Raw genomic sequence first — 18,681 nt, forward strand, 5'->3', positions numbered from 1 at the left:
CAGGAAAACCCCTGCCCGGCAAACGAATCGCGCCGGTGCGAGAGAGCTCACACCGGCGCGAAAGGGGAGAAAATCAGCCCAGGACGGTGGCGACTATCCCCGCCAGATAACCCAGGCGCGCCACCTCGGAGGGGCGGAAATCGGGACCGCCCGGGCGGCCCAGCATGAGTACCTTGCCGGTATTGCCCAGCGGCGCGGCGGCCAGCTTGGTGTCCATGTCCTTCCACAGCTCCGGCACCCAATCGCCTTCGCCGTCGAGGATGGCCGGCTTCTCGAGCGGCATCCACGGCGCCGAGGACGCCTGTGTGGACGGGGCGCTCTGGCTGCCCACCACGCGGTAGGCGCCCTGCGGGCCCATATCTATGACCGTGCTCCAGCCGACCCGCAGCACCCGCGGTACGCCGTCGACCAGCACCTGCAGCCGGTCGTCGCGTGCATTGGCGACCTGGTCGATGAGCTCGAGTTCGCGATGGGTGTCGAGCATGCCCGAGTACGGGCGCAGCGAATCGACCTGTACGTCGTGTACCGATTCCGCTGCGGTAATGAGGGTGTCCGGAAGTGCGCCCGTCGGAACCTCGACCACTATGTCGTCGATCGCAAAACCGTCACCGCGGTCGACGACATCCAGCGAGAGGATATCGGCGCCTACGGAACCGAGCGCGAGAGCGAGCGAACCGAGACTGCCTGGACGATCCGGAAGTTGCACGCGAAGCAGGTATGACACGTGCCTTCCTTTCTTTCCTGTGCGACCGAGACTTTCGGACGGGTACCCGAGTCCCGCAATATTTACACCCTCCGGTGCGGGTTATCGAATCGAAGCCATGGGTGTGACCTAGGACACTTACCGGTCGGTCACCTATCGATGCGACTGGGTGTCCAACCAAGGTATCGCGGGCGGTGATCCGGCGCCCGATGGCACCTGCCACGGCGGTCCCGGTGCACCCCGCTAGGCTGTCGGATGCCGAATCTTCATGCTCGAACCAGCCGAAAGGGGTCCCGCGGTGCCCGCCATCTCCAGGGACGAGGTCGCACATCTCGCCCGGTTGTCCCGGCTCGCTTTGACCGATGACGAACTCGATCTGTACGCCGGTCAGTTGGATTCCATCCTGACCTACGTCGCGCAGATTTCCGAGGTCGCCGCGGCCGATGTCCCCGCCACCGCCTCCCCGAACCCCGCGACCAATGTGACGCGCCCGGATGTGGAGCAGCCGTGCCTCACGCCTGAGCAGGCGCTCTCCGGTGCGCCCGCGGCCGAGGACCAGCGGTTCCTGGTGCCACAGATTCTGGGAGAGGGTGCATGAGCGAGCGAACAATGGGCGCAGCCGAGCTGACCAAGCTTTCCGCCGCGGAGCTTGCCGAGAAGATCCACGCCCGCGAGGTTTCCTCGGTCGAGGTCACCGAGGCGCACATTCAGCGCATCGGCGAGGTCGACGGCGAGATCAATGCCTTCCTGCACGTGGCGGGTGAGCAGGCGCTGCTGACCGCCGCCGAGGTGGATCGCGCGATCGCCGCAGGCACCGTCGCCTCACCGCTGGCCGGTGTTCCCTTGGCGCTCAAGGACGTTTTCACCACCACCGATATGCCGACCACCTGTGGATCGAAGATCCTCGAGGGCTGGGTCTCGCCGTACGACGCGACGCTGACCACGCGGCTGCGGCAGGCGGGCATCCCGATTCTGGGCAAGACCAATATGGACGAGTTCGCCATGGGCTCCTCCACCGAGAACTCGGCGTACGGCCCGACCCGGAACCCGTGGGATACCACCCGAATTCCGGGCGGCTCCGGCGGTGGTTCGGCGGCGGCGCTCGCCTCCTATCAGGCTCCGCTGGCCATCGGCACCGATACCGGTGGTTCCATTCGCCAGCCCGCCGCGGTCACCGCGACCGTCGGCACCAAGCCCACCTACGGCACCGTCTCGCGGTACGGCCTCATCGCCTGCGCGTCCTCGCTGGATCAGGGTGGGCCGTGCGGTCGCACCGTGCTGGATACCGCGCTGCTGCACGAGGTTATCGCCGGGTACGACCCGCGCGACTCCACCTCGCGCAATGTGCCGGTGCCGCCGGTGGTCGCCGCCGCCCGCGAGGGCGCCAAGGGCGATCTGACCGGTGTGAAGGTCGGTGTGGTGCGCGAGCTGCACTCCGACAGCTACCAGCCGGGTGTCATCAATTCCTTCGATGCCGCTGTGGCGCAGTTGAAGGAGCTCGGCGCCGAGGTGCTGGAGGTGTCCTGCCCGAACTTCGTGCACGCGCTGGCCGCCTACTACCTCATCCTGCCGTCCGAGGTGTCCTCGAACCTGGCGCGCTTCGATTCCATGCGGTACGGGGTGCGCGTCGGTGACGACGGGTCGCACAGTGCGGATCAGGTCATGTCGCTCAGCCGTGCGGCCGGCTTCGGCCCGGAGGTCAAGCGCCGCATCATGATCGGCACCTATGCGCTGTCGGCCGGTTACTACGACGCCTATTACGGTCAGGCGCTGAAGGTCCGCACGCTCATCGCGCGCGACTTCGACCGGGCGTACGAGTCGGTGGATGTGCTGGTCTCGCCGACCAGCCCGTTCACGCCGTGGAAGCTGGGCGAGAAGGTCAACGATCCGCTGGCCATGTACCTGTCCGACCTGTGCACGCTGCCGACCAACCTGGCCGGGCACTGCGGTATGTCGGTCCCGTCCGGGCTGAGCAAGGACGACGGTATGCCGGTGGGTCTGCAGATCATGGCGCCGGCGCTGGCCGATGATCGGCTCTATCGGGTCGGCGCGGCCTACGAGGCGGCGCGCGGCCCGGTCGCTTGAGACCGAGCCCGATCATCTGATCGGACAGGCTGATTCGGCTCCCGGCTGGTTCTTACCGGCCGGGAGCTGTTTTCTTTGCGCCGCGCCGGTTCAGCAGCTGCCGAGTGCCGTGCCCTGATCGGTGCCGTAGCGGTGGCCGTGCCCGGAGGGAGCGTCGAGGGCCCCGAGCAGATCCGCACTGGTCTGAATGAAGCTGACGAAGGGAATCCAGCCGGGGACAGGGGCATCCGGGCGGGTGCCGGTGAGATTCGGTGCGCGCCACAACAATGCCGGAGACCAGCGGACCACGGGGTCGGACGCGTTCGCGAGAATCGTTGCGCCGCTGCGGTGTACCGCACCGGCAGGCGGTCCGGCCCACAGCACCGCGCAGGTGCGGCGCGCCTGATCGGCATCATCGGTGAAGATCGAACTGCCGCCCAGTGCGCCGAGGCTCTGACCGTAGACGTACAGCTTCGGCCGCTGCGGCAGTGTCGAAATCCGTTGTTCGACAGCATCGAACAGGGCGCGGGCGGACTGTTCGGCGGCCTTGCGGCCGAACACGAAGGTCGCCCAGCTGGGCGCCTCCGAATACTGGAGTCCGACCAGCGTCACATCGCCGCCGAAGCGCCGATCGAGACCGGCGGCCGCCTCGCCGTCGATCCAGCCCGACCCGGTCGGCACGGTGACCACCAGATTCCCGCGCTGCAGTCCGCCCGAGCGCTCCAGCTCTCGAATGACCAGCGCCACCCGCGCATTCAGATCCGGCGCGGAATTCAATCCCACATACACCCGCACCGCCTGCGCCGGAGTCCCGGCCACGAACTTGCGCCCCTGCGCGCCCAGAGACGGCCAGCTCGCTGCCGACACCGGGCTACCCGACCTCGACGACGAAATCGGTTGTGACAGGCCCGGATCGACAAAGGCATTCGCCGACGCATAGGCCGCCTTCCGCCAGTCGACAACGGTGGGCACCACCACGAACTGTGCCGCCACCCCGGCACCCAGCAGCAGCGCCAGACTGCGCATCCGGCCCAATCGCCGCACCACCCAGCGGATTCCGAGAATCCCGCCGACCACCACCCCGGTGATCAGCGCCGATCCGACCGCCCACTGCACCCAGTACCAGGGACCGACGGCCGACACCCCCATCGCGCCTCGCAGCCGGTTCTGCCAATCCTGTGCCTGCGCCATCGCGACAAGCACCGCCGCCCCGGCCACCACCAGCGCTGCTCCTCGCCACCGCGCCGCTATGCCATGGAACCCCATCCGCCGCAGGACAATCCGCCCGAGCCCCACCACGGCCAGGCCGAGTAGCACCAGCACCGCGGTCACGACCGCCTGCGCGGTCGGGGTCCGCGGCAACAACCCCGGCGCCAGCGAAGCCAGCACCCCGAACACCACCCCCACCGTGGTCCCCACCCGGGGCATTCCGACTCTCACACGCGCAGGAGGGGGTTCGTATGCGTTGCCCTCCGCACCGATGCGGCCCGGCGCAGTGCTGTGGTTGTTCATTACGCCACCGCCATCACGCGCGGGCGGCTGCCGGAGTTGCGGGCTGCACGGCGGAATGTCACTGCGGCTGCGATGGATCCGATGGTCAGGGCGGCGATTCCGGCGGGGAGGAGGGAGTGGGAGGGGCCGAAGGAGTTGTCGAGGGCCGGTTCGTAGACGGGAACGCCGTAGTGCTGGCGGATGGAGTTGAGGTCTACGAAGGTGCTGGCTACGCCTGCCATGACCTGGCATTCGGCGCGGGAGACGGGGTTGGCGCGGGTATCGCAGGAGGCGTACATGCGCTGTTCCAGTGCGGCGTCGGCGGTTTGGCGGGCCCAGGGGCCGAGGGGGTGGCCGCGGTTGTCGGCGTAGCGGAGCAGGTCGTAGCCGAGATCGTGGGCCTTGCAGGCGAGGTCGAACTCCCGGGGGAGGGGGATGGGGGAGGAGCAGTCGCCGTGCGGGTTGACCAGCATGCCCGCCTCGATGACCGGGCGGTATCCGGCTTCGGTGACGAAGGCCTCGGGGATATCGGACGGGTCGGGCTGTGCGGCAGCCGATTCGAGGATTCCGGCGCGTGCCCCGGCGTCCTCCGCGACCGCCGGTGCGGCTGCGGCGGCGCTCGCGGAAGGCGCGAAAGCTACTGCGACGGAGAACAGTACGGACGCGGCGGTGGCGAGCATGCCGAAGCGGTACAGGCGACCTGGCGTCGACGACGCACTCGCCGCGAGCGGCGGGTCCCGGTCGATGCGAGTGGATACCGACTCTGCCGCGCGGTGATCGGATACCGACACTGCCGCGCGGCGGTCGTCGTGGGAGGTTCGATTGCTGAGGTGGCCGCCGCGATCGGCACTGGTCGCCACGTTCGGTGCGGCGTCGGTGTCGGCGGGCAGGGCTCGGGCGGTGTCACTCGCGAGCGGAGTGGAGTGGGGCGCAGTGACCGGGTCGGACGGGAACGCTCTCATGTGGAATGACGCTAGGAATCAGAGCGATATCCGGGCTTCACGCTGGGGGGCTGTTCCCGCATGGGCGGGGTGGGGGAGCCAAAGGGGCCGGCAGTACTGCGGTATGGGGTGCGAGATCACTCGGGGGTATGACGTGCCGGGCCGCGGAGTTCTCTACCGTCGAGAGCATGGTCGGTAAATTGGCGAAGAGTGGGCGCTCGCCGGCGTCACGGCAGCGGGCGCGGCAGTGGTTCGACGGATTCACGGTGCTGGTCGCGATCATCTTCATCGCGGTCGCGTGGCCGACGCTGCACATCACCCATCAGGTGCCGGCGGCGGCGCAGCCCTTCATCGCCGGGTTCGCGGCCTTCCCGATTCTGCTCATGCGGGTGAATCCCGCTCTGGGATGGGCGGTTTCGGCCGGATCGGCGCTGCTCATCTCGCTCGCGGTGCCGCATCAGCACGGGAACAGTCTGCCGTTCCAGGTGGTGCACATCCTGTGCCTGTTCGCGCTGGTGTTCGCGGTGGCGGTGCGCTCGCCCATGCAGATCGTGGGCGTGGCGTGGCTGGCCACCTCGCTGCTGTTCGCCACCACCATGGCGGCCACCGGGGACAGTTTCGCGCAGGCCGGCCTGGGCTGGCCGATCGCCATTACCGGCCTGGTGGTGCTGGGTCTGCTGGTGCGCTGGGTGGTGGTGTCCCGGCAGGCGCTGCTCAAGCAGGCCGAGGAGACGGATCTGGAGCGGGCCCGCCGCGCCATCCTCGAGGAGAAGGCGCGCATCGCCCGCGACCTGCACGATGTGGTCGCGCACCATATGTCCATGGTGGTGGTGCAGGCGCAGACCGCGCCCTACCGCATCGACGGATTGTCGCCGGAGGCGCGCGAGGAGTTCGAATCCATCGGTACGGGCGCCCGGGCCGCGCTCAACGAGATTCGCGGACTGCTGGGGGTGCTGCGCAGTGACGGTCAGCTGCCCGAGCACGCACCTCAGCCCGCCGCCGCCGATGTGCTGACCCTGCTCGAGGGCGCCCGCCGCGCCGGGGTGCCGCTCACCTGGACCATCGACGGCAGTCTCGACCTCGTGCCCGCGACCACCGGGCTCGCGCTGTACCGCATTGTGCAGGAGTCGCTGGCGAATACGTCGCGGCACGCACCCGGTGCGCCGGTGTGGGTGCGGATCGCCAGCACAACCGCGCTGACCCTGTCAATCACCAATGATCGCCCGCACGGTCCGGGCCACGGCGATCAGTCCGGCGGCAGTGGCATCGCAGGGATGCAGGCGAGGGCGCTGGCGGTCGGCGGGACACTCACTGCCGCACCGCGTCCCGACGGCGGATTCGAGGTGCGCGCCGAACTGCCGCTGATTGCTGTTGTCGGAGACGGAAGCGCGACGGCTGTACTGGGATCCGACGCACTGGCCGGAATGTAGGCGCGGCAATCGCTGCCGCCATCGCGTGGCCGGGATCCGTTGTGGATCCCGGCCACAAGCGTGCCGGGAAGCGGCCGATCAACGGCCGCACCCTCACTCTCGACGACGGGGGTCCAGCATCGCCGTATGAGGGGGACGGCGTGGTCGTATGAGAGAACGGGCATCCTCGCGCGAGGGCGATCGGAACGGCGCGGGGAGAGGATCGACGTACTCGTATGAGGGGGATCGGCATGGCGTGCGGCACGCTCGATGATCGGGGTGGGCGTGTTGGGGTGCGAGGTTGCGGGGGTGGGGGCTGTGGGGTGGGGGACGTGGCAAACTCGGTGGGGTGTGCGAGGTGGGATTGTGGCGATAACGGTATTGATCGCTGACGACCAGGCGATGGTTCGGCAGGGGTTCGGTGCGCTGCTGTCCGCGCAACCCGATATCAGCGTGATCGGGGATGCGCCCGACGGCAAAACCGCTGTGGCGGAGGCGAAACGATTGCGCCCTGATGTGGTGCTCATGGATGTGCGCATGCCGGAGATGAACGGGCTCGACGCGGCCCGGGCGATTCTCTCGGCGGGCTTCGATCCGCCGGTGCGGGTGCTCATGCTCACCACCTTCGATATCGACGACTATGTGTACGAGGCACTGGGTATCGGCGCGAGCGGCTTCCTGCTCAAGGACGCCCCCGCCGAAGAACTGGTGCGCGCCGTGCGCGTGGTCGCCGCCGGTGATGCGCTACTCGCGCCGACCGTGACGCGCCGGCTCATCGCCGATGTCACCAGGCGCCGCAATCGCCGCGCCCCGGCGCCCGCGCTCTCGGTGCTCACACCGCGCGAGCGGGAGGTGCTGGAATTGGTCGCACGCGGTCTGTCCAATGCCGAGATCGCCGATAATCTTTTCGTCGCGGAACAGACCGTGAAGACCCATGTATCGAAGGTTTTCGCCAAACTGAATCTGCGTGATCGCGCGCAGGCGGTGGTGCTGGCCTACGAATCCGGGCTGGTGACACCGGGCTGAGAGGGCCGTCGCTCCGGGCTGTTCCCAGCCCGGGTCAGGCAGCGCTCGGCGCGGTAGGCTCACGGACTTGTACGTCACCGGAAGGGGGTCGGGCAGTGTTGAACAGCGGTGACGTGTTCGCTGGTTTCACCATTGAGCGGCTGCTCGGGCAGGGCGGGATGGGATCGGTGTATCTCGCCCGCCATCCACGGCTGGGGCGGCTCACCGCCTTGAAGCTGCTGAATCGGGAGCTCTTCGCGGACAGGGAGATCCGCATTCGCTTCAATCGCGAGGCCGATCTGGTGGCGCAGCTCGATCACCCCAATATCGTCGAGGTGTACGACCGCGGCACCGAAGACGAACAGCTCTGGATCTCCATGCAGTACATCGACGGTGTCGATGCCGCCGGGGTGGATGTCACCATGCTGCCGCCGGAGCGGGCCGTGCAGATCATCGAAGGTGTCGCCGCCGCACTGGATTACGCGCACACCATGGGTGTGCTGCACCGGGATGTGAAGCCCGCCAATATCATTCTGGCGCGCGCCGTCGGCGGGCACGGCGAGCGGGTGTTCCTCACCGACTTCGGGATCGCCCGCCTGCGTGAGGATTCCACCCACCTGACCCAGCGCGGAATGTTCACCGCCACCCTGGCTTACGCCTCGCCGGAGCAGATGACCGGCGCACACCTCGACCACACCACCGATCAGTACTCCCTGGCGTGCGCCCTCTACTGGCTGCTCATCGGCGCGGGCCCCTTCGACTCCCCGGACCCGTCCGAACTCATTCGCGGCCACCTGCAACTGCTGCCCCCACCGGTCAGCCTCCGCCGCCCCGGCCTCACCCCCGCCATGGACGCGGTCATCACCAAGGGCATGGCCAAACGCCCCATGGACCGCTTCCCCTCCTGCAGCGAATTCGCCAAGGCCGCCCGACGCGCGCTCACCGCCTCCCCGGGCCAGCCCGTCTACCCGAATCAGCCTGCCCCCCAACTGTCTTCCCCACCCGGCTACGCCCCCGCACCGGCCGCCTACGCCCCACCCGCCGGCTACCCCGCCCCGCCCCAGAACTACCCGCCCGGCGCTCCGGCGCAGAACTACCCGCCTGCCCCCGCTGCCCCGCCTGGCGCTCCGGCGCAGAACTACCCGCCTGTCCCCGCTGCCCCGCAGGGCTACCCGGCCGCCTATCCGATGCCCTCGCAGGGCTATCCCGCCGGTTACCCTGCGGCGCAACAACCGGCCCTCGCCCCGCAGCAGCCGATCCCCGCCGCCCTGCCACATCCGCAGACCCCCTCCGCGCATACTTCGAACCCCAATGCCTCTGTACCGCAACAGGTCGCGCCACCGCCGTCCTCCGACCCGGCGAATCCAGAAGTGCCACCTACGGATTCATCCGGTCAGTTGACGGATGTCGTTCCGCACCCGGTGGCTTCGCCGACACCACAGGAGGCCCTGTACTCCCAACCCACCGACTCTTTCCCGACCCCAAGGGTTCCCCCGCACTCGGAGCCCTCCCCGTCCCTCCCCGGCGCCATCGAGCGATCTGTCTCCGGCACCGCTGAGCGGCAGCCCGGGAGCGCTGTTGCGCAGCCCGAAGATCTCGCTGCAGGTTCGAAGCCCGAAACGCAGGTGGCGGGCGCGGACACGCGGCTGTCGTGCGACACCGGCGCGGAGTCTCCCCCCGCAGTTCCACCACAGTCGATTCCGCCCGGGACTGCCCCTGTCGCTGCCGAACCGCCGACGAGCCTCGGGCCGCGGCCCGCAGATCCCGGCGCGCATCCGAAACATGCAGCGCGGACATCGGGCGGCGCCCCGTCGAACGCCGCCGATTCAGAGCCGCAGTCGGACATTCCGCCGCGTGGAGAAGGGGATTGGCAACCGGCGACTTCGACCGACAGCGCGCCGGACCCTGCTGAGGGAGTGTCGGAGTCTGCGCAGGGCTCGGCGAAGACCGCAGTAGGAGAGCCGAATACGGACGGGTCGACGGCGGCAAGTGGGTCGGCACCAGATGCTGAGGGCACGCGGGGCAGGACTACCGGGGCGGACGTCGAGGTGACTGGAGGGGTCCCCGGTGCGGTGGATCAGGACAGCATGCTGACAGCTGACAGTCCGATCGTGGCGGCGGGGGCGGAGCCGAGTGTCGAATCCGCGGAAGTCCGTGGTGCGGAGGTGTATCCGGGTCCGGGTTTGCGGCATCCGCAGTCCGGGGAGTTCGTGCCTGCGGAGGGCGGCGGTTCCGGGGCTGGGGGCTCGGCGGTGGAACGTAGGTGGGCTCGCGGCGCGGCACCTGCTGGGAGTGCGGCCACGGGTGCGGAGGCCACGGGCGCTGGAATGCACTTCGGCGGTGTGGATTCCACGGGGTCGGGGGCGCAGTTCCCCGGTGTGGAATCTACGGGGTCGGGGGCGCAGTTCTCCGGTGTGGAATCCACGGGGCCGGGGGCGCCATTCTCCGGTGTGGAATCCACGGGCCCCGGGCCGCAGTTCCCCGGTGTGGACGGCACGGGACGGGGGTTCGGGCCGCCGCCGGGGTATCCGATGAATTCCGGTCCGCAGCAGTCGGTTCCGGAGGGCGACGGGGTGGGGCGGTCGCAGGTTGCGGCGTTGGTGGTGCTGGGGGTGGCGGCGGTGGCGCTGCTGGTGATGTTGGCGATTGTGGTGGTGCAGGTCGTCGGGTAGGGGTGCGGGGGCTGCCGCGCAGGGGTGAAGGGGACTGCCGCGCTTGGCGGTAGGAGGTTGGCGCGCCCGGCTCGGGGGACGAGGGGGACCAGGATCAGGCTCCGGCTCTTACCGGGCGCGGGTTCAAGTCCAGCATTGCCGTAGCCGCCGGGCAACCGCATTCGCGCGTCCCGGGAAAGTTTGCGAAAGCGCCAGGTCGGCATTCATACCGCATGGGAGCATCGTTCATAGTGACCGAAAACTGCCTTCGCGGGGGAGGACTCGATGTCCGAGCATGGTTCTACACTGCCACGCCGTCAACTGGGGCGATATCTGCGTGAGGGGCGGATGCAATGCAATGTGACCATTGCCGAAGCGGCCGCCCTGATGGAGTGGAGCGAGTCGAAACTCCAGCGCCTGGAAACCGGTAACGCGGAAAAGATTCGCGTACTGGACATTAAGGAATTATGTCGCATATACGACTTCGATGAAGAATTCACCACCGCGGTGGTCGGCCTCGCCCAGCAGGCGAGTGTCAAGTCCTGGTGGCACGAATACGACGACCTCATTCCCGAGGGCTTCAATGTGTATGTGGGCCTGGAGGCTTCGGCCCGCGGCCTGATCTCCTACCAGCCCGATCTGATCCCCGGCCTGCTGCAGACCGCCGACTACGCGCGCGTCCTGATCAGTGATTACTGGCCGGATGCTGCACGCGAAGAGATTGACCGCAGAGTGCAATTGAAGGTGCGCCGACAGTCCCTTTTGACCAGAAAACGAAGTGCCGCAAGCCTCGATATCGTGCTGCACGAAACAGCATTACGCCGGGTCGTGGGCAGTCCGCGCATCATGGCCGCGCAACTGCGACGCGTCGCGGATATGTCGACACTCCCGACGATTGCTGTGCGTGTACTACCCTTCTCTGCGGGCGTCCCGATCGGGCATACCGTCGGGCCCTTCGTGATTCTGGATTTCGGCCGGGACAGCGGTAACAAGCCGGTCGAACCCACCGTGGTGTACCTGGAGAACTTCCTGGGCGATCTGTACCTGGAGAAGCAGGCCGCAGTCGACCGGTATCTCGAGGCGTACCAGGCACTTCAGCGTTCTGCGCTGGACGATGCCACCAGTAGGGAACTCTTGCGGAAGGCAGCGAAGGAGTACGAGACGTGAACGTCGACCCGTCCGGCGTGAGGTGGTTCAAGAGCGCGCGCAGTACCGGCGCGAAAGAATGTGTGGAAATCGCTTTTCTCGATAGCGGTGTGGGAGTGCGGGACAGCAAGAACCCGGCAGGCCCGAAACTGGTATTCGGACCGGCCGAATGGGACAACTTCACCGCCGCACTGGTGAGTGGCAACTTCGATCGCGTCTAGGCCGATTGCACTGAAAAAATAGCGCAGTACCGACAATTGGGGCCCCGCGCACCGTGCGCGGGGCCCCAATTGTGTCGATTGTCGTCTCAGCCGAAGAAGGCCGCGGCTTCCCGGTAGCGGTCCTGCGGAACGAGTTTGAGCTGCTTGGTGGCTTCCGAGAGCGGTACCAGGTCGACCTCGGTTCCGTGCAGCGCCACCATCTGCCCGAAATTCCCGGCGTGCACGGCTTCTGCCGCATGCACCCCGAAGCGGGTGGCGAGCACCCGGTCGTACGGTGTCGGGGTCCCGCCGCGCTGCACATGGCCCAGCACGGTCACCCGCACCTCTTTTCCGATGCGCCGCTCGATTTCCGGAGCCAGCTGCTGTGCCACGCCGGTGAACTTCACATGCCCGAATTCGTCGATTCCGCCGTCGCGCAGCGACATCGAATCGGGAGCCGGATGCGCGCCCTCGGCGACCACGCAGATGAAGTGCGAATCACCGCGCTGGAAGCGGCGTTTCACCATGGCGCAGACCTCGTCCACATCGAACGGCACCTCGGGCACCAGGGTCAGGTGCGCACCGGAGGCGATACCGCAGTTCATGGCGATCCAGCCGGCATGCCGTCCCATGACCTCGACCAGCATGACGCGCTGATGCGATTCCGCGGTGGTGTGCAGCCGGTCGATGGCCTCGGTGGCAATGGCGACCGCGGTGTCGTGGCCGAAGGTGGTGTCGGTGCAGTCGATGTCATTGTCGATGGTCTTGGGCACGCCGACCACCGGCACGCCCTCCTCGGCCAGCCAGCTGGCCGCGGTCAGCGTGCCCTCGCCGCCGATGGGGATGAGGGCGTCGATGCCGTTGTCGTCGAGAGTCTGCTTGATACGCGGCAATCCGGCGCGCAGCACATCCGGATTGGTGCGCGCGGTGCCGAGGATGGTGCCGCCCTTGGTGAGCAGCCGGTCGGTGCGGTCATTGTTCAGGATCTGGATCTTGCGATCCTCGAGTAGCCCGCGCCACCCGTCCTGGAAGCCGATGATCGCATCACCCCAGCGGCCGTTCGAGGTGCGAACGACAGCACGGATCACCGCGTTCAGGCCTGGGCAGTCTCCGCCTCCGGTCAAGACTCCGATGCGCATATGCCCTATCTTGCCCCGAGTACGGCGCCCCGTGGGTCGCGCCCCCGTGAACCGCTGGTTAAGCCTGGTTTTTCCAGGACCCGATCAGCAGGTGCCGCCGCGGAGTTCGCCCAGATGCTTGCCGATGAGCGCCGAGATCTTGGTGAGCATGGCGGTGCCCTCGTCGAAGGAACCCGAAGTGGGCTGCGCGGCAATCGCGATGGCGATCTGCCCGCCGTCGACCGGCACCAGCCCGAATTGCCGGACCAGGTAGTTCCCGCTCGGATCGGGCCCCCATCCGCCCTTGAATTCGGCGCCGTCCAGCGAGCCGAGTCCCCAGCGCTGCCCGTAGACGATCTTGCCCATGAGCGCGGTGACCGGATCGGATTGCGGCAGGCAGGGCAGTCGCGCCGCGAATTTCAGCTGATCGGCAATGGACCAGTCGGCTTGGCCGAAGGCCGAGTATTCGGCACGGGCCCGGGTGGCGGGCACCGTGGTGACGGTGTCGCCGCCCTCTCGCAGCACCGCCTGCACGGTTGCCGCGGCGGTGGGCGCGGAGCCCAGCGACTGCCACAGCACGTCGGCGGCCGCATTATCGGATTCGGTGATGGCCTCGCTCGCGGCGGTGGTGTACCCGCTCGGATTCTGGCGCAGCGCAGCCAGTGTGAGCGGCACCTTCATGGTCGACCAGGCCGCTCCGGTGGTCCAATCGCCCAGCGCCACCACCCGATCGCTGCCGACGGGCATGAGGGCCAGGCCGACCCTGCCGCTCAGGGTGGGCTGCAGCGTATTGGCGAAATCCCAGGCGAGCGTGCCGGGTAGCGCGAGGTTGACGGCGGAGGTGGTGGTGGTCGCTCCGGCCGCGGCGGTGGTGGTGTCGGGCACCAGCACCGGCTTGCTGGTGCAACCGGTCAGGAGCGCCACCAGCAGAACCGCCGCACCACCGCCCGCGACACGTGCGAAGCGGCGACGTAGCGAATACGGTGCGTCCACCCGGTTACCTCCAACGTCTGCGGTGAGTCCCTGTTTCCTAGCGGACTCACCGGTATGCGTCAATCTCGAGGATTGCCGTGTGCCCCGGGGGATTCCATATGCTACTAGTGCGTGCAGAGACCCCCGGGCAGATCAGGCAGGTGATCGCCGACCAGCAGTGCGAGCTTGTCCATCATGTCGGTGGCGTCGTCGAAGGAGCCGGAGGTGGGCTCGGCGGCCATGGCCACCGCGATCGGCCCGGCGAGGGTCGGCACCAGACCGAATTGCCGCACAGTGTATTTGCCGGTGTCGTCGTCCGGACCCCAGCCGCCCTTGAATTCCGCGCCGATCAGCCGGCCCAGACCCCAGCTCTGACTCGGGGTGATGTCACTCATCAGCGAGACAACCGAATTGGCTCGCGGCAGGCAGGGCAGTTTGGACGCGAAGCGCACCTGATCGGTCAGCGACCAATCGGTCGCGCCGAAGGCGAGTTCGTCATCGGCCCCCATCATGGCCAGGCGGGTGTGCCGGGCCGCGACATCGGTGAAACCGTCGCCTGCTTCGCGCAGGATCGATTCGACCGCGTCGGCGGCCTCGGCCCCGTTCCCGAGCGAGTTCCAGAGTTCCTGCGCCGCATCATTATCGGAGAAGGTGATGGCCGCCTCGGCGGTGGAGCGCAAGCCGGTCGGATCTCGCCGCAGCGCGGCGAGCGCGAGCGGCACCTTGATGGTCGACCAGGCGACCCCGGAGCTCCAGTTCCCCAGCACCGTCATATCGCCGCCGCCGACCGGCATGACCGCGAGACCGATGCGGCCGTCCAGCCCGGACTGCAGATCAGCGAAATCCGCGGCGAACGTAATGGACTTCGGCAGCCCGAACAGGCCCGGCAAGTTCGGCGCGACCATCGAGAGACCCGGCGCCGCAGCCGGTTCGGCGGCGGGCGCCACACTCGCGGACCCCGCCGTGGGCGAACCCGCCGAGCTCACATGCACCGCGCATGCGGACGCCGCTAGTAACGTCGCCAAGGTAAAGCCCCGAGCAATGGCCTTGCGACAGGCCGGAATCGGGTCAGTAGACATACACCACCGCGTTCTCACCACCGATGCAGGTGACCAATTTCCCTGTCGCCGTGCAGTTCATCGTGTACGCCCGATTTGTTACCGGGCTGACAACCACCACACTACTTGCCGAACCCGGCCGGCCCGAAGTCGCCTCGGCATATGCCTGGCGAACCTGTTCCGCGAAAGGGCAACTGGTAACAGTGGATCCGATCGCGGAGCCGGTGTAACCGTTGAGCGCCGGATAGACCAGTGGACAGGGAGTCGAACCCGCCGGCAGCTGGACGGTGGTCTGCGCCGGGGGAGCGGTCGAGGCCTTCGGTCCCGACAGCGGCACGGTGATGCTCGGATTGCCCTGCGTCACAGCCGGACTCGATGAGTCGCTGCGGGAATGGTCCAGAACCTGCCAGCCCACCGCACCGGCGATCGCGGCAATGGCGACCACCAGCACGCCGATCGATATCGGCGCCGCCATCGATTTGCGGCGCGGCCGGTAGGACGGCGCGGGCTCCGGATCCACCCGGGGATGATCCGAGGTCGGGTACAGCGAGGGATCGGGCGTGGGCGCATACGGGAAATCCGGCTGCTGCGGCGCACCGTAGCCCCATACCGGCTGCTGCGCCTGCGCCTGTGGCTGCTGCGCGCTCTGCGGCAGCGGCTGATAGTGGAAATCGCTGACCCGCACCCGGGTCGGGTCCGAGGGCAGGATGACCGGCAGATCCGAGGTGCCCGGTCCCTCCTCGGGCGGTGGGAAGGCGCCGGTGGTGTACACCGGGTAGCCGCCGGAATTCGATTGCACCACGGTCGGATCCGAGCTGCGGACGGACGGCAGCACGGTGGTGGGCGCGGCGGGCGGCGGGGTGGGGGTCAGCGTGCCGGGCGCGGCGGGGGGCACCACACGGCCGGGCTGCAGGATCTCCGTCGGCGCGGCCTGCACCGGACCGCCGGCGAGGGCGGTGCGGGCGGCCCGGGCGAATTCACCCGCCGTGAGATAGCGGCTACCCGGATCCTTGGCCAGCGCCCGCGCCAGCACATCGTCGAGCGCGGCCGGAATCCCGGAGTGCTGCAGGCTCGGTCGCGGCGGCGCTTCGGAAAGATGGCCGCGGATGAGCACACTCATATTGGTCGCCGGGAACGGCTTGTTGCCGGTGAGGCATTCGTGCAGCACACAGCCGAGCGAGTACAGATCGGCGCGCCCGGTCACCGGCCCGGAGTCGTCGAAGCGCTCCGGAGCCATATACGCGTACGAGCCGACGGCGGTGCCCGCCATGGTGATACCGGTCTCGCCCTCGGTACGGGCGATGCCGAAGTCGGCGAGATATGCGAAATCCGCATCGGTCACCAGAATATTGGCCGGCTTCACATCGCGGTGCACCAGACCCGAGTAGTGCGCCGCGTCCAGGGCCGCGGCAATCTGCTCGACAATCCCGACCGCGCGCTGCGGCGGCAGCGCGCCCTGGGTGTTCAGCAGACTGCGCAGATCCTGTCCGCGCACCAGCCGCATATCGATATAGAGCTGACCGTCGTACTCGCCCCAATCGTGGATCGGGATGATGTGCGGTTCGGCCAGCCGCGCCGCCGCCTGCGATTCGCGACGGAAACGTTCCTGGTAGGAGGGGTCTTTCGCGAGTTCGGCGGGGAGCAGTTTGACGGCGACGACACGATCCTTGGAGGTGTCGTAGGCCTCGTAGACCTCCCCCATGCCGCCTCTGCCCAGCAACGAGCGCAACTCGTACGGCCCGAATCTGCTGCCGGCCCGCGATGGCGGTGCTTGCACGCCGTCCAACCTCCAACTCCCTGGGCCGGATGCGATGACTGTTTCCGCACCTCACCCCTCAAGAGTTGGATTCTCCGGGTGCAACCACACCGTGGTCAAACGCGAACACGATCGCCGCGGCCCGATCGCGCAGGCCGAGCTTCCCGAAAATGTGCCCCACGTGGCTTTTTACGGTTACCTCCGAGATACCGAGGGCGCGTGCGATCTCCGTGTTGACACGCCCCTTGGCAATGAGCTCGAGCACCTCGAGTTCGCGTGCGGTCAATTCGGTGAGGCGGCTGTCGGCCGGGGCCGGTGTCGGACGTGCCGACCGGTATGCCGTCAGCACTCGCGGAGTGACCGACGGATCCAGCCAGGAGCCGCCCAGCGCCACGGTGCGCACCGCGCGGATCAGATCCTCGGCGGGGGAATCCTTGAGCAGGAATCCCGCCGCGCCCGCGCGTAATGCGCCTGATAGCAATTGATCATCATCGAAGGTGGTGAGCACCAGCACCGGCGGTGCGTCGGGGCGGCCCCGCAGCGTGCGGGTGGCCTCGATACCGCCGATGCGCTTCATTCGCAGATCCATCAGCACCACGTCCGGGCGGTGCGCGCTGACCGCGGCCGGCACCTCATCGCCGTCGGCGCATTCGCTCACCGCGAAACCGTCACGGCGGCGCAGAATTCGGCGCAGGCCGCCGCGCACCAGCTCCTGATCGTCGACCACCAGCACGTCGATGAGCTGCTCGTCCGGCTGGGAGGTCACATACTCTCCTGAATATCGTTGGACGCCAGGGGATTCGGGCGGTCGTAGATCTTGCGGGTCACCGAATGCAGCGCGGTGCGCAGCGAATCCTCCGCTGCCACAGCCATACACGCCACGGCCCCGGCCATCGGGATGTGCGCGACCACCTGCCAGCCCTCGTCGACCGGTCCGGACGAGAGCGTGCCCCCGAGCAGATCGGCCCGCTGGCGCATACCGGAGATCCCCATCCCGCGCCCCGGTCGTGCCGCGGCGCCCGCGGGCAGGGTATTGGTCACCGTCACGGTGATATCCCTGGTGCGCAGGACGATTCGCAGCCGAGCCGTCGCGCCCGGTGCGTGCTTGGCGATATTGGCCAGCGATTCCTGGCTGATGCGGTACAGCGCCAGACCCACACCCGCCGTGATGCCGGAGCGATCGCCGTCGAGGCTGTACTCCACCGGCATACCGGCACGGACGAAATCGGCTACCAGATCGTCGATATCGTCCAGGTCGGGTTCCGGAGCCTGCGGCGTCGGCAACTGACCGAGCAGTCCCACGGTGCGCCGAATATCGGCCATGGCCTGGCGGCCCAGGCGCTCGGCATCGGTGAGCGCCTCCACCGCATCGTCCACATCGCGATCGGTTTGCAACGCATGGCGGGCGGCGGTCACATGCAGCAGGGTGATGCTGAGCGAATGCGCGATGACATCGTGGACCTCGCGGGCAATGCGGCGGCGCTCCTCATCGGCGGCCCGCACCGCGCGGATCTCCTGCGATTCCCGCTCCTGATACAGGTAGCGGCGCTGGTAGTTCAGCATCTGGCCGGTCATCCAACCGCAGGTCACCGCGAAGATCCAGATCGGCGCGCCGATATCCAGATGTCCGATGGACTCGAAGAAGAGCAGTTCCGCGATCATGGCGCAGGCCACCGGGATACTCGCGATCAGCGGCGCGATGGCCGCGATCTCCCCGGCCGCGGCGATCACCACGAACGGCGCGGAATCGGTCGGCACCGGCTGGGCCAGGAACAGGGCCTCGGCGGTCATGGTGAAAGCGGCGATCAGCAGCGGTTTCGGAACCACGCCGAAGAACGCGTACAGCGGCCCGGTGCTGTAGGTCAGGGCGAGCGCCAGAATCGGCACGAGGCTCGGCCAATAGCCGTGACCGTATCGCTGGATGACCGAGAGGGCGGCGACGGTGAGCAGCACGATATCGATGAGCACGACCACATTGGCCGGATAGCCGAACTGCTCGGCATTGCGCCGGAACTCGGCGACCGGATTGCGCACGAAGGCCCGGATCCGCTGTCCGCTCGCTCGCGCCCAGTCCCGCGTATCCCGCAGCGTCCGCCCGACTGCCGCGGGGGTGGCGCTGGTCACGTTCATTCTGCAAGGCTAGTGGCCGAATTGGACGGCGTACATC

General features: G+C 68.0%; 16 protein-coding genes. 7 read left to right on the forward strand and 9 right to left on the reverse strand.

All coding sequences use genetic code 11. The annotated features are described in order from the left end of the window. Positions 1-73: 73 nt before the first annotated feature. On the reverse strand, positions 74-724 hold the full coding sequence (locus OG326_RS11755) for an amino acid-binding protein (RefSeq protein WP_327144666.1): 651 nt from the start codon (positions 722-724) through the stop codon (positions 74-76). 277 nt (positions 725-1,001) lie between these two features. Here OG326_RS11755 and gatC point away from each other — a divergent pair, with 277 nt between their 5' ends. Both gatC and gatA read left to right on the forward strand, forming a co-directional pair. Continuing rightward, on the forward strand, positions 1,002-1,301 hold the full coding sequence (gatC, locus tag OG326_RS11760; RefSeq protein ID WP_297611537.1) for an Asp-tRNA(Asn)/Glu-tRNA(Gln) amidotransferase subunit GatC: 300 nt from the start codon (positions 1,002-1,004) through the stop codon (positions 1,299-1,301). After that, positions 1,298-2,788, forward strand: coding sequence for an Asp-tRNA(Asn)/Glu-tRNA(Gln) amidotransferase subunit GatA (gatA, locus tag OG326_RS11765; protein WP_327144667.1), 1,491 nt, complete (start codon positions 1,298-1,300; stop codon positions 2,786-2,788). Before gatC ends, gatA begins: the two co-directional genes overlap by 4 nt. 90 nt (positions 2,789-2,878) lie before the next feature. Here the strand turns inward: gatA and OG326_RS11770 are convergent, their stop codons facing one another. Further along, positions 2,879-4,195, reverse strand: a complete 1,317-nt coding sequence (locus tag OG326_RS11770) for an alpha/beta-hydrolase family protein (protein ID WP_327144668.1) — start codon at positions 4,193-4,195, stop codon at positions 2,879-2,881. A gap of 83 nt (positions 4,196-4,278) precedes the next feature. Beyond that, complete coding sequence (locus tag OG326_RS11775) at positions 4,279-5,220, reverse strand: hypothetical protein (protein WP_327144669.1); 942 nt, start codon at positions 5,218-5,220, stop codon at positions 4,279-4,281. A gap of 167 nt (positions 5,221-5,387) precedes the next feature. On the opposite strand from OG326_RS11775, the gene OG326_RS11780 reads away from it, so the two are divergent. From OG326_RS11780 to OG326_RS11800, 5 genes are all read left to right on the forward strand, one after another. Next, entirely contained in the window at positions 5,388-6,629 is a 1,242-nt protein-coding gene (locus OG326_RS11780; protein WP_327144670.1) for a sensor histidine kinase, read from the forward strand. A gap of 345 nt (positions 6,630-6,974) precedes the next feature. Further along, a complete protein-coding gene (locus OG326_RS11785) occupies positions 6,975-7,634 on the forward strand; it encodes a response regulator transcription factor (RefSeq protein WP_327144671.1) in 660 nt (219 codons plus the stop codon). 95 nt (positions 7,635-7,729) lie between these two features. Next, complete coding sequence (locus OG326_RS11790; protein WP_327144672.1) at positions 7,730-10,285, forward strand: serine/threonine-protein kinase; 2,556 nt, start codon at positions 7,730-7,732, stop codon at positions 10,283-10,285. Between the two features lie 264 nt (positions 10,286-10,549). Continuing rightward, positions 10,550-11,431, forward strand: coding sequence for a helix-turn-helix domain-containing protein (locus OG326_RS11795; RefSeq protein WP_327144673.1), 882 nt, complete (start codon positions 10,550-10,552; stop codon positions 11,429-11,431). Further along, on the forward strand, positions 11,428-11,631 hold the full coding sequence (locus tag OG326_RS11800; protein WP_327144674.1) for a DUF397 domain-containing protein: 204 nt from the start codon (positions 11,428-11,430) through the stop codon (positions 11,629-11,631). The genes OG326_RS11795 and OG326_RS11800 overlap by 4 nt, the downstream gene beginning before the upstream one ends. A gap of 86 nt (positions 11,632-11,717) precedes the next feature. Here the strand turns inward: OG326_RS11800 and OG326_RS11805 are convergent, their stop codons facing one another. The 6 genes from OG326_RS11805 to OG326_RS11830 form a co-directional block, all read right to left on the reverse strand. Then, the gene (locus OG326_RS11805; protein ID WP_297611418.1) at positions 11,718-12,749 is read right to left on the reverse strand and encodes an ATP-dependent 6-phosphofructokinase; all 1,032 of its coding nucleotides are present in this window, start codon (positions 12,747-12,749) and stop codon (positions 11,718-11,720) included. 84 nt (positions 12,750-12,833) lie between these two features. Beyond that, the gene (locus tag OG326_RS11810) at positions 12,834-13,721 is read right to left on the reverse strand and encodes a hypothetical protein (protein WP_327144675.1); all 888 of its coding nucleotides are present in this window, start codon (positions 13,719-13,721) and stop codon (positions 12,834-12,836) included. 104 nt (positions 13,722-13,825) lie between these two features. Then, positions 13,826-14,725: a hypothetical protein gene (locus OG326_RS11815; RefSeq protein WP_327144676.1), complete on the reverse strand. Its 900-nt coding sequence runs from the start codon at positions 14,723-14,725 to the stop codon at positions 13,826-13,828. Positions 14,726-14,768: 43 nt separating this feature from the next. After that, complete coding sequence (locus OG326_RS11820; protein WP_327144677.1) at positions 14,769-16,535, reverse strand: serine/threonine-protein kinase; 1,767 nt, start codon at positions 16,533-16,535, stop codon at positions 14,769-14,771. A 58-nt stretch (positions 16,536-16,593) separates the two neighbouring features. Next, positions 16,594-17,247, reverse strand: a complete 654-nt coding sequence (locus OG326_RS11825) for a response regulator transcription factor (protein WP_327146447.1) — start codon at positions 17,245-17,247, stop codon at positions 16,594-16,596. A gap of 29 nt (positions 17,248-17,276) precedes the next feature. Then, on the reverse strand, positions 17,277-18,644 hold the full coding sequence (locus tag OG326_RS11830) for a sensor histidine kinase (protein ID WP_327144678.1): 1,368 nt from the start codon (positions 18,642-18,644) through the stop codon (positions 17,277-17,279). Positions 18,645-18,681 lie beyond the last annotated feature (37 nt).

Source organism: Nocardia sp. NBC_01327 (assembly GCF_035958815.1).
In the GTDB taxonomy this organism is placed as follows: Bacteria; Actinomycetota; Actinomycetes; order Mycobacteriales; family Mycobacteriaceae; genus Nocardia.

Excerpts from the sequence above, each read along its gene's own strand:
- OG326_RS11770 (WP_327144668.1), bottom strand. The coding sequence starts at position 4,195 with ATGCCCCGGGTGGGGACCACGGTGGGGGTGGTGTTCGGGGTGCTGGCT.
- OG326_RS11795 (WP_327144673.1), top strand. The coding sequence starts at position 10,550 with ATGTCCGAGCATGGTTCTACACTGCCACGCCGTCAACTGGGGCGATAT.
- OG326_RS11830 (WP_327144678.1), bottom strand. The coding sequence starts at position 18,644 with ATGAACGTGACCAGCGCCACCCCCGCGGCAGTCGGGCGGACGCTGCGG.
- gatA (WP_327144667.1), top strand. The coding sequence starts at position 1,298 with ATGAGCGAGCGAACAATGGGCGCAGCCGAGCTGACCAAGCTTTCCGCC.
- OG326_RS11780 (WP_327144670.1), top strand. The coding sequence starts at position 5,388 with ATGGTCGGTAAATTGGCGAAGAGTGGGCGCTCGCCGGCGTCACGGCAG.
- OG326_RS11805 (WP_297611418.1), bottom strand. The coding sequence starts at position 12,749 with ATGCGCATCGGAGTCTTGACCGGAGGCGGAGACTGCCCAGGCCTGAAC.
- OG326_RS11775 (WP_327144669.1), bottom strand. The coding sequence starts at position 5,220 with ATGAGAGCGTTCCCGTCCGACCCGGTCACTGCGCCCCACTCCACTCCG.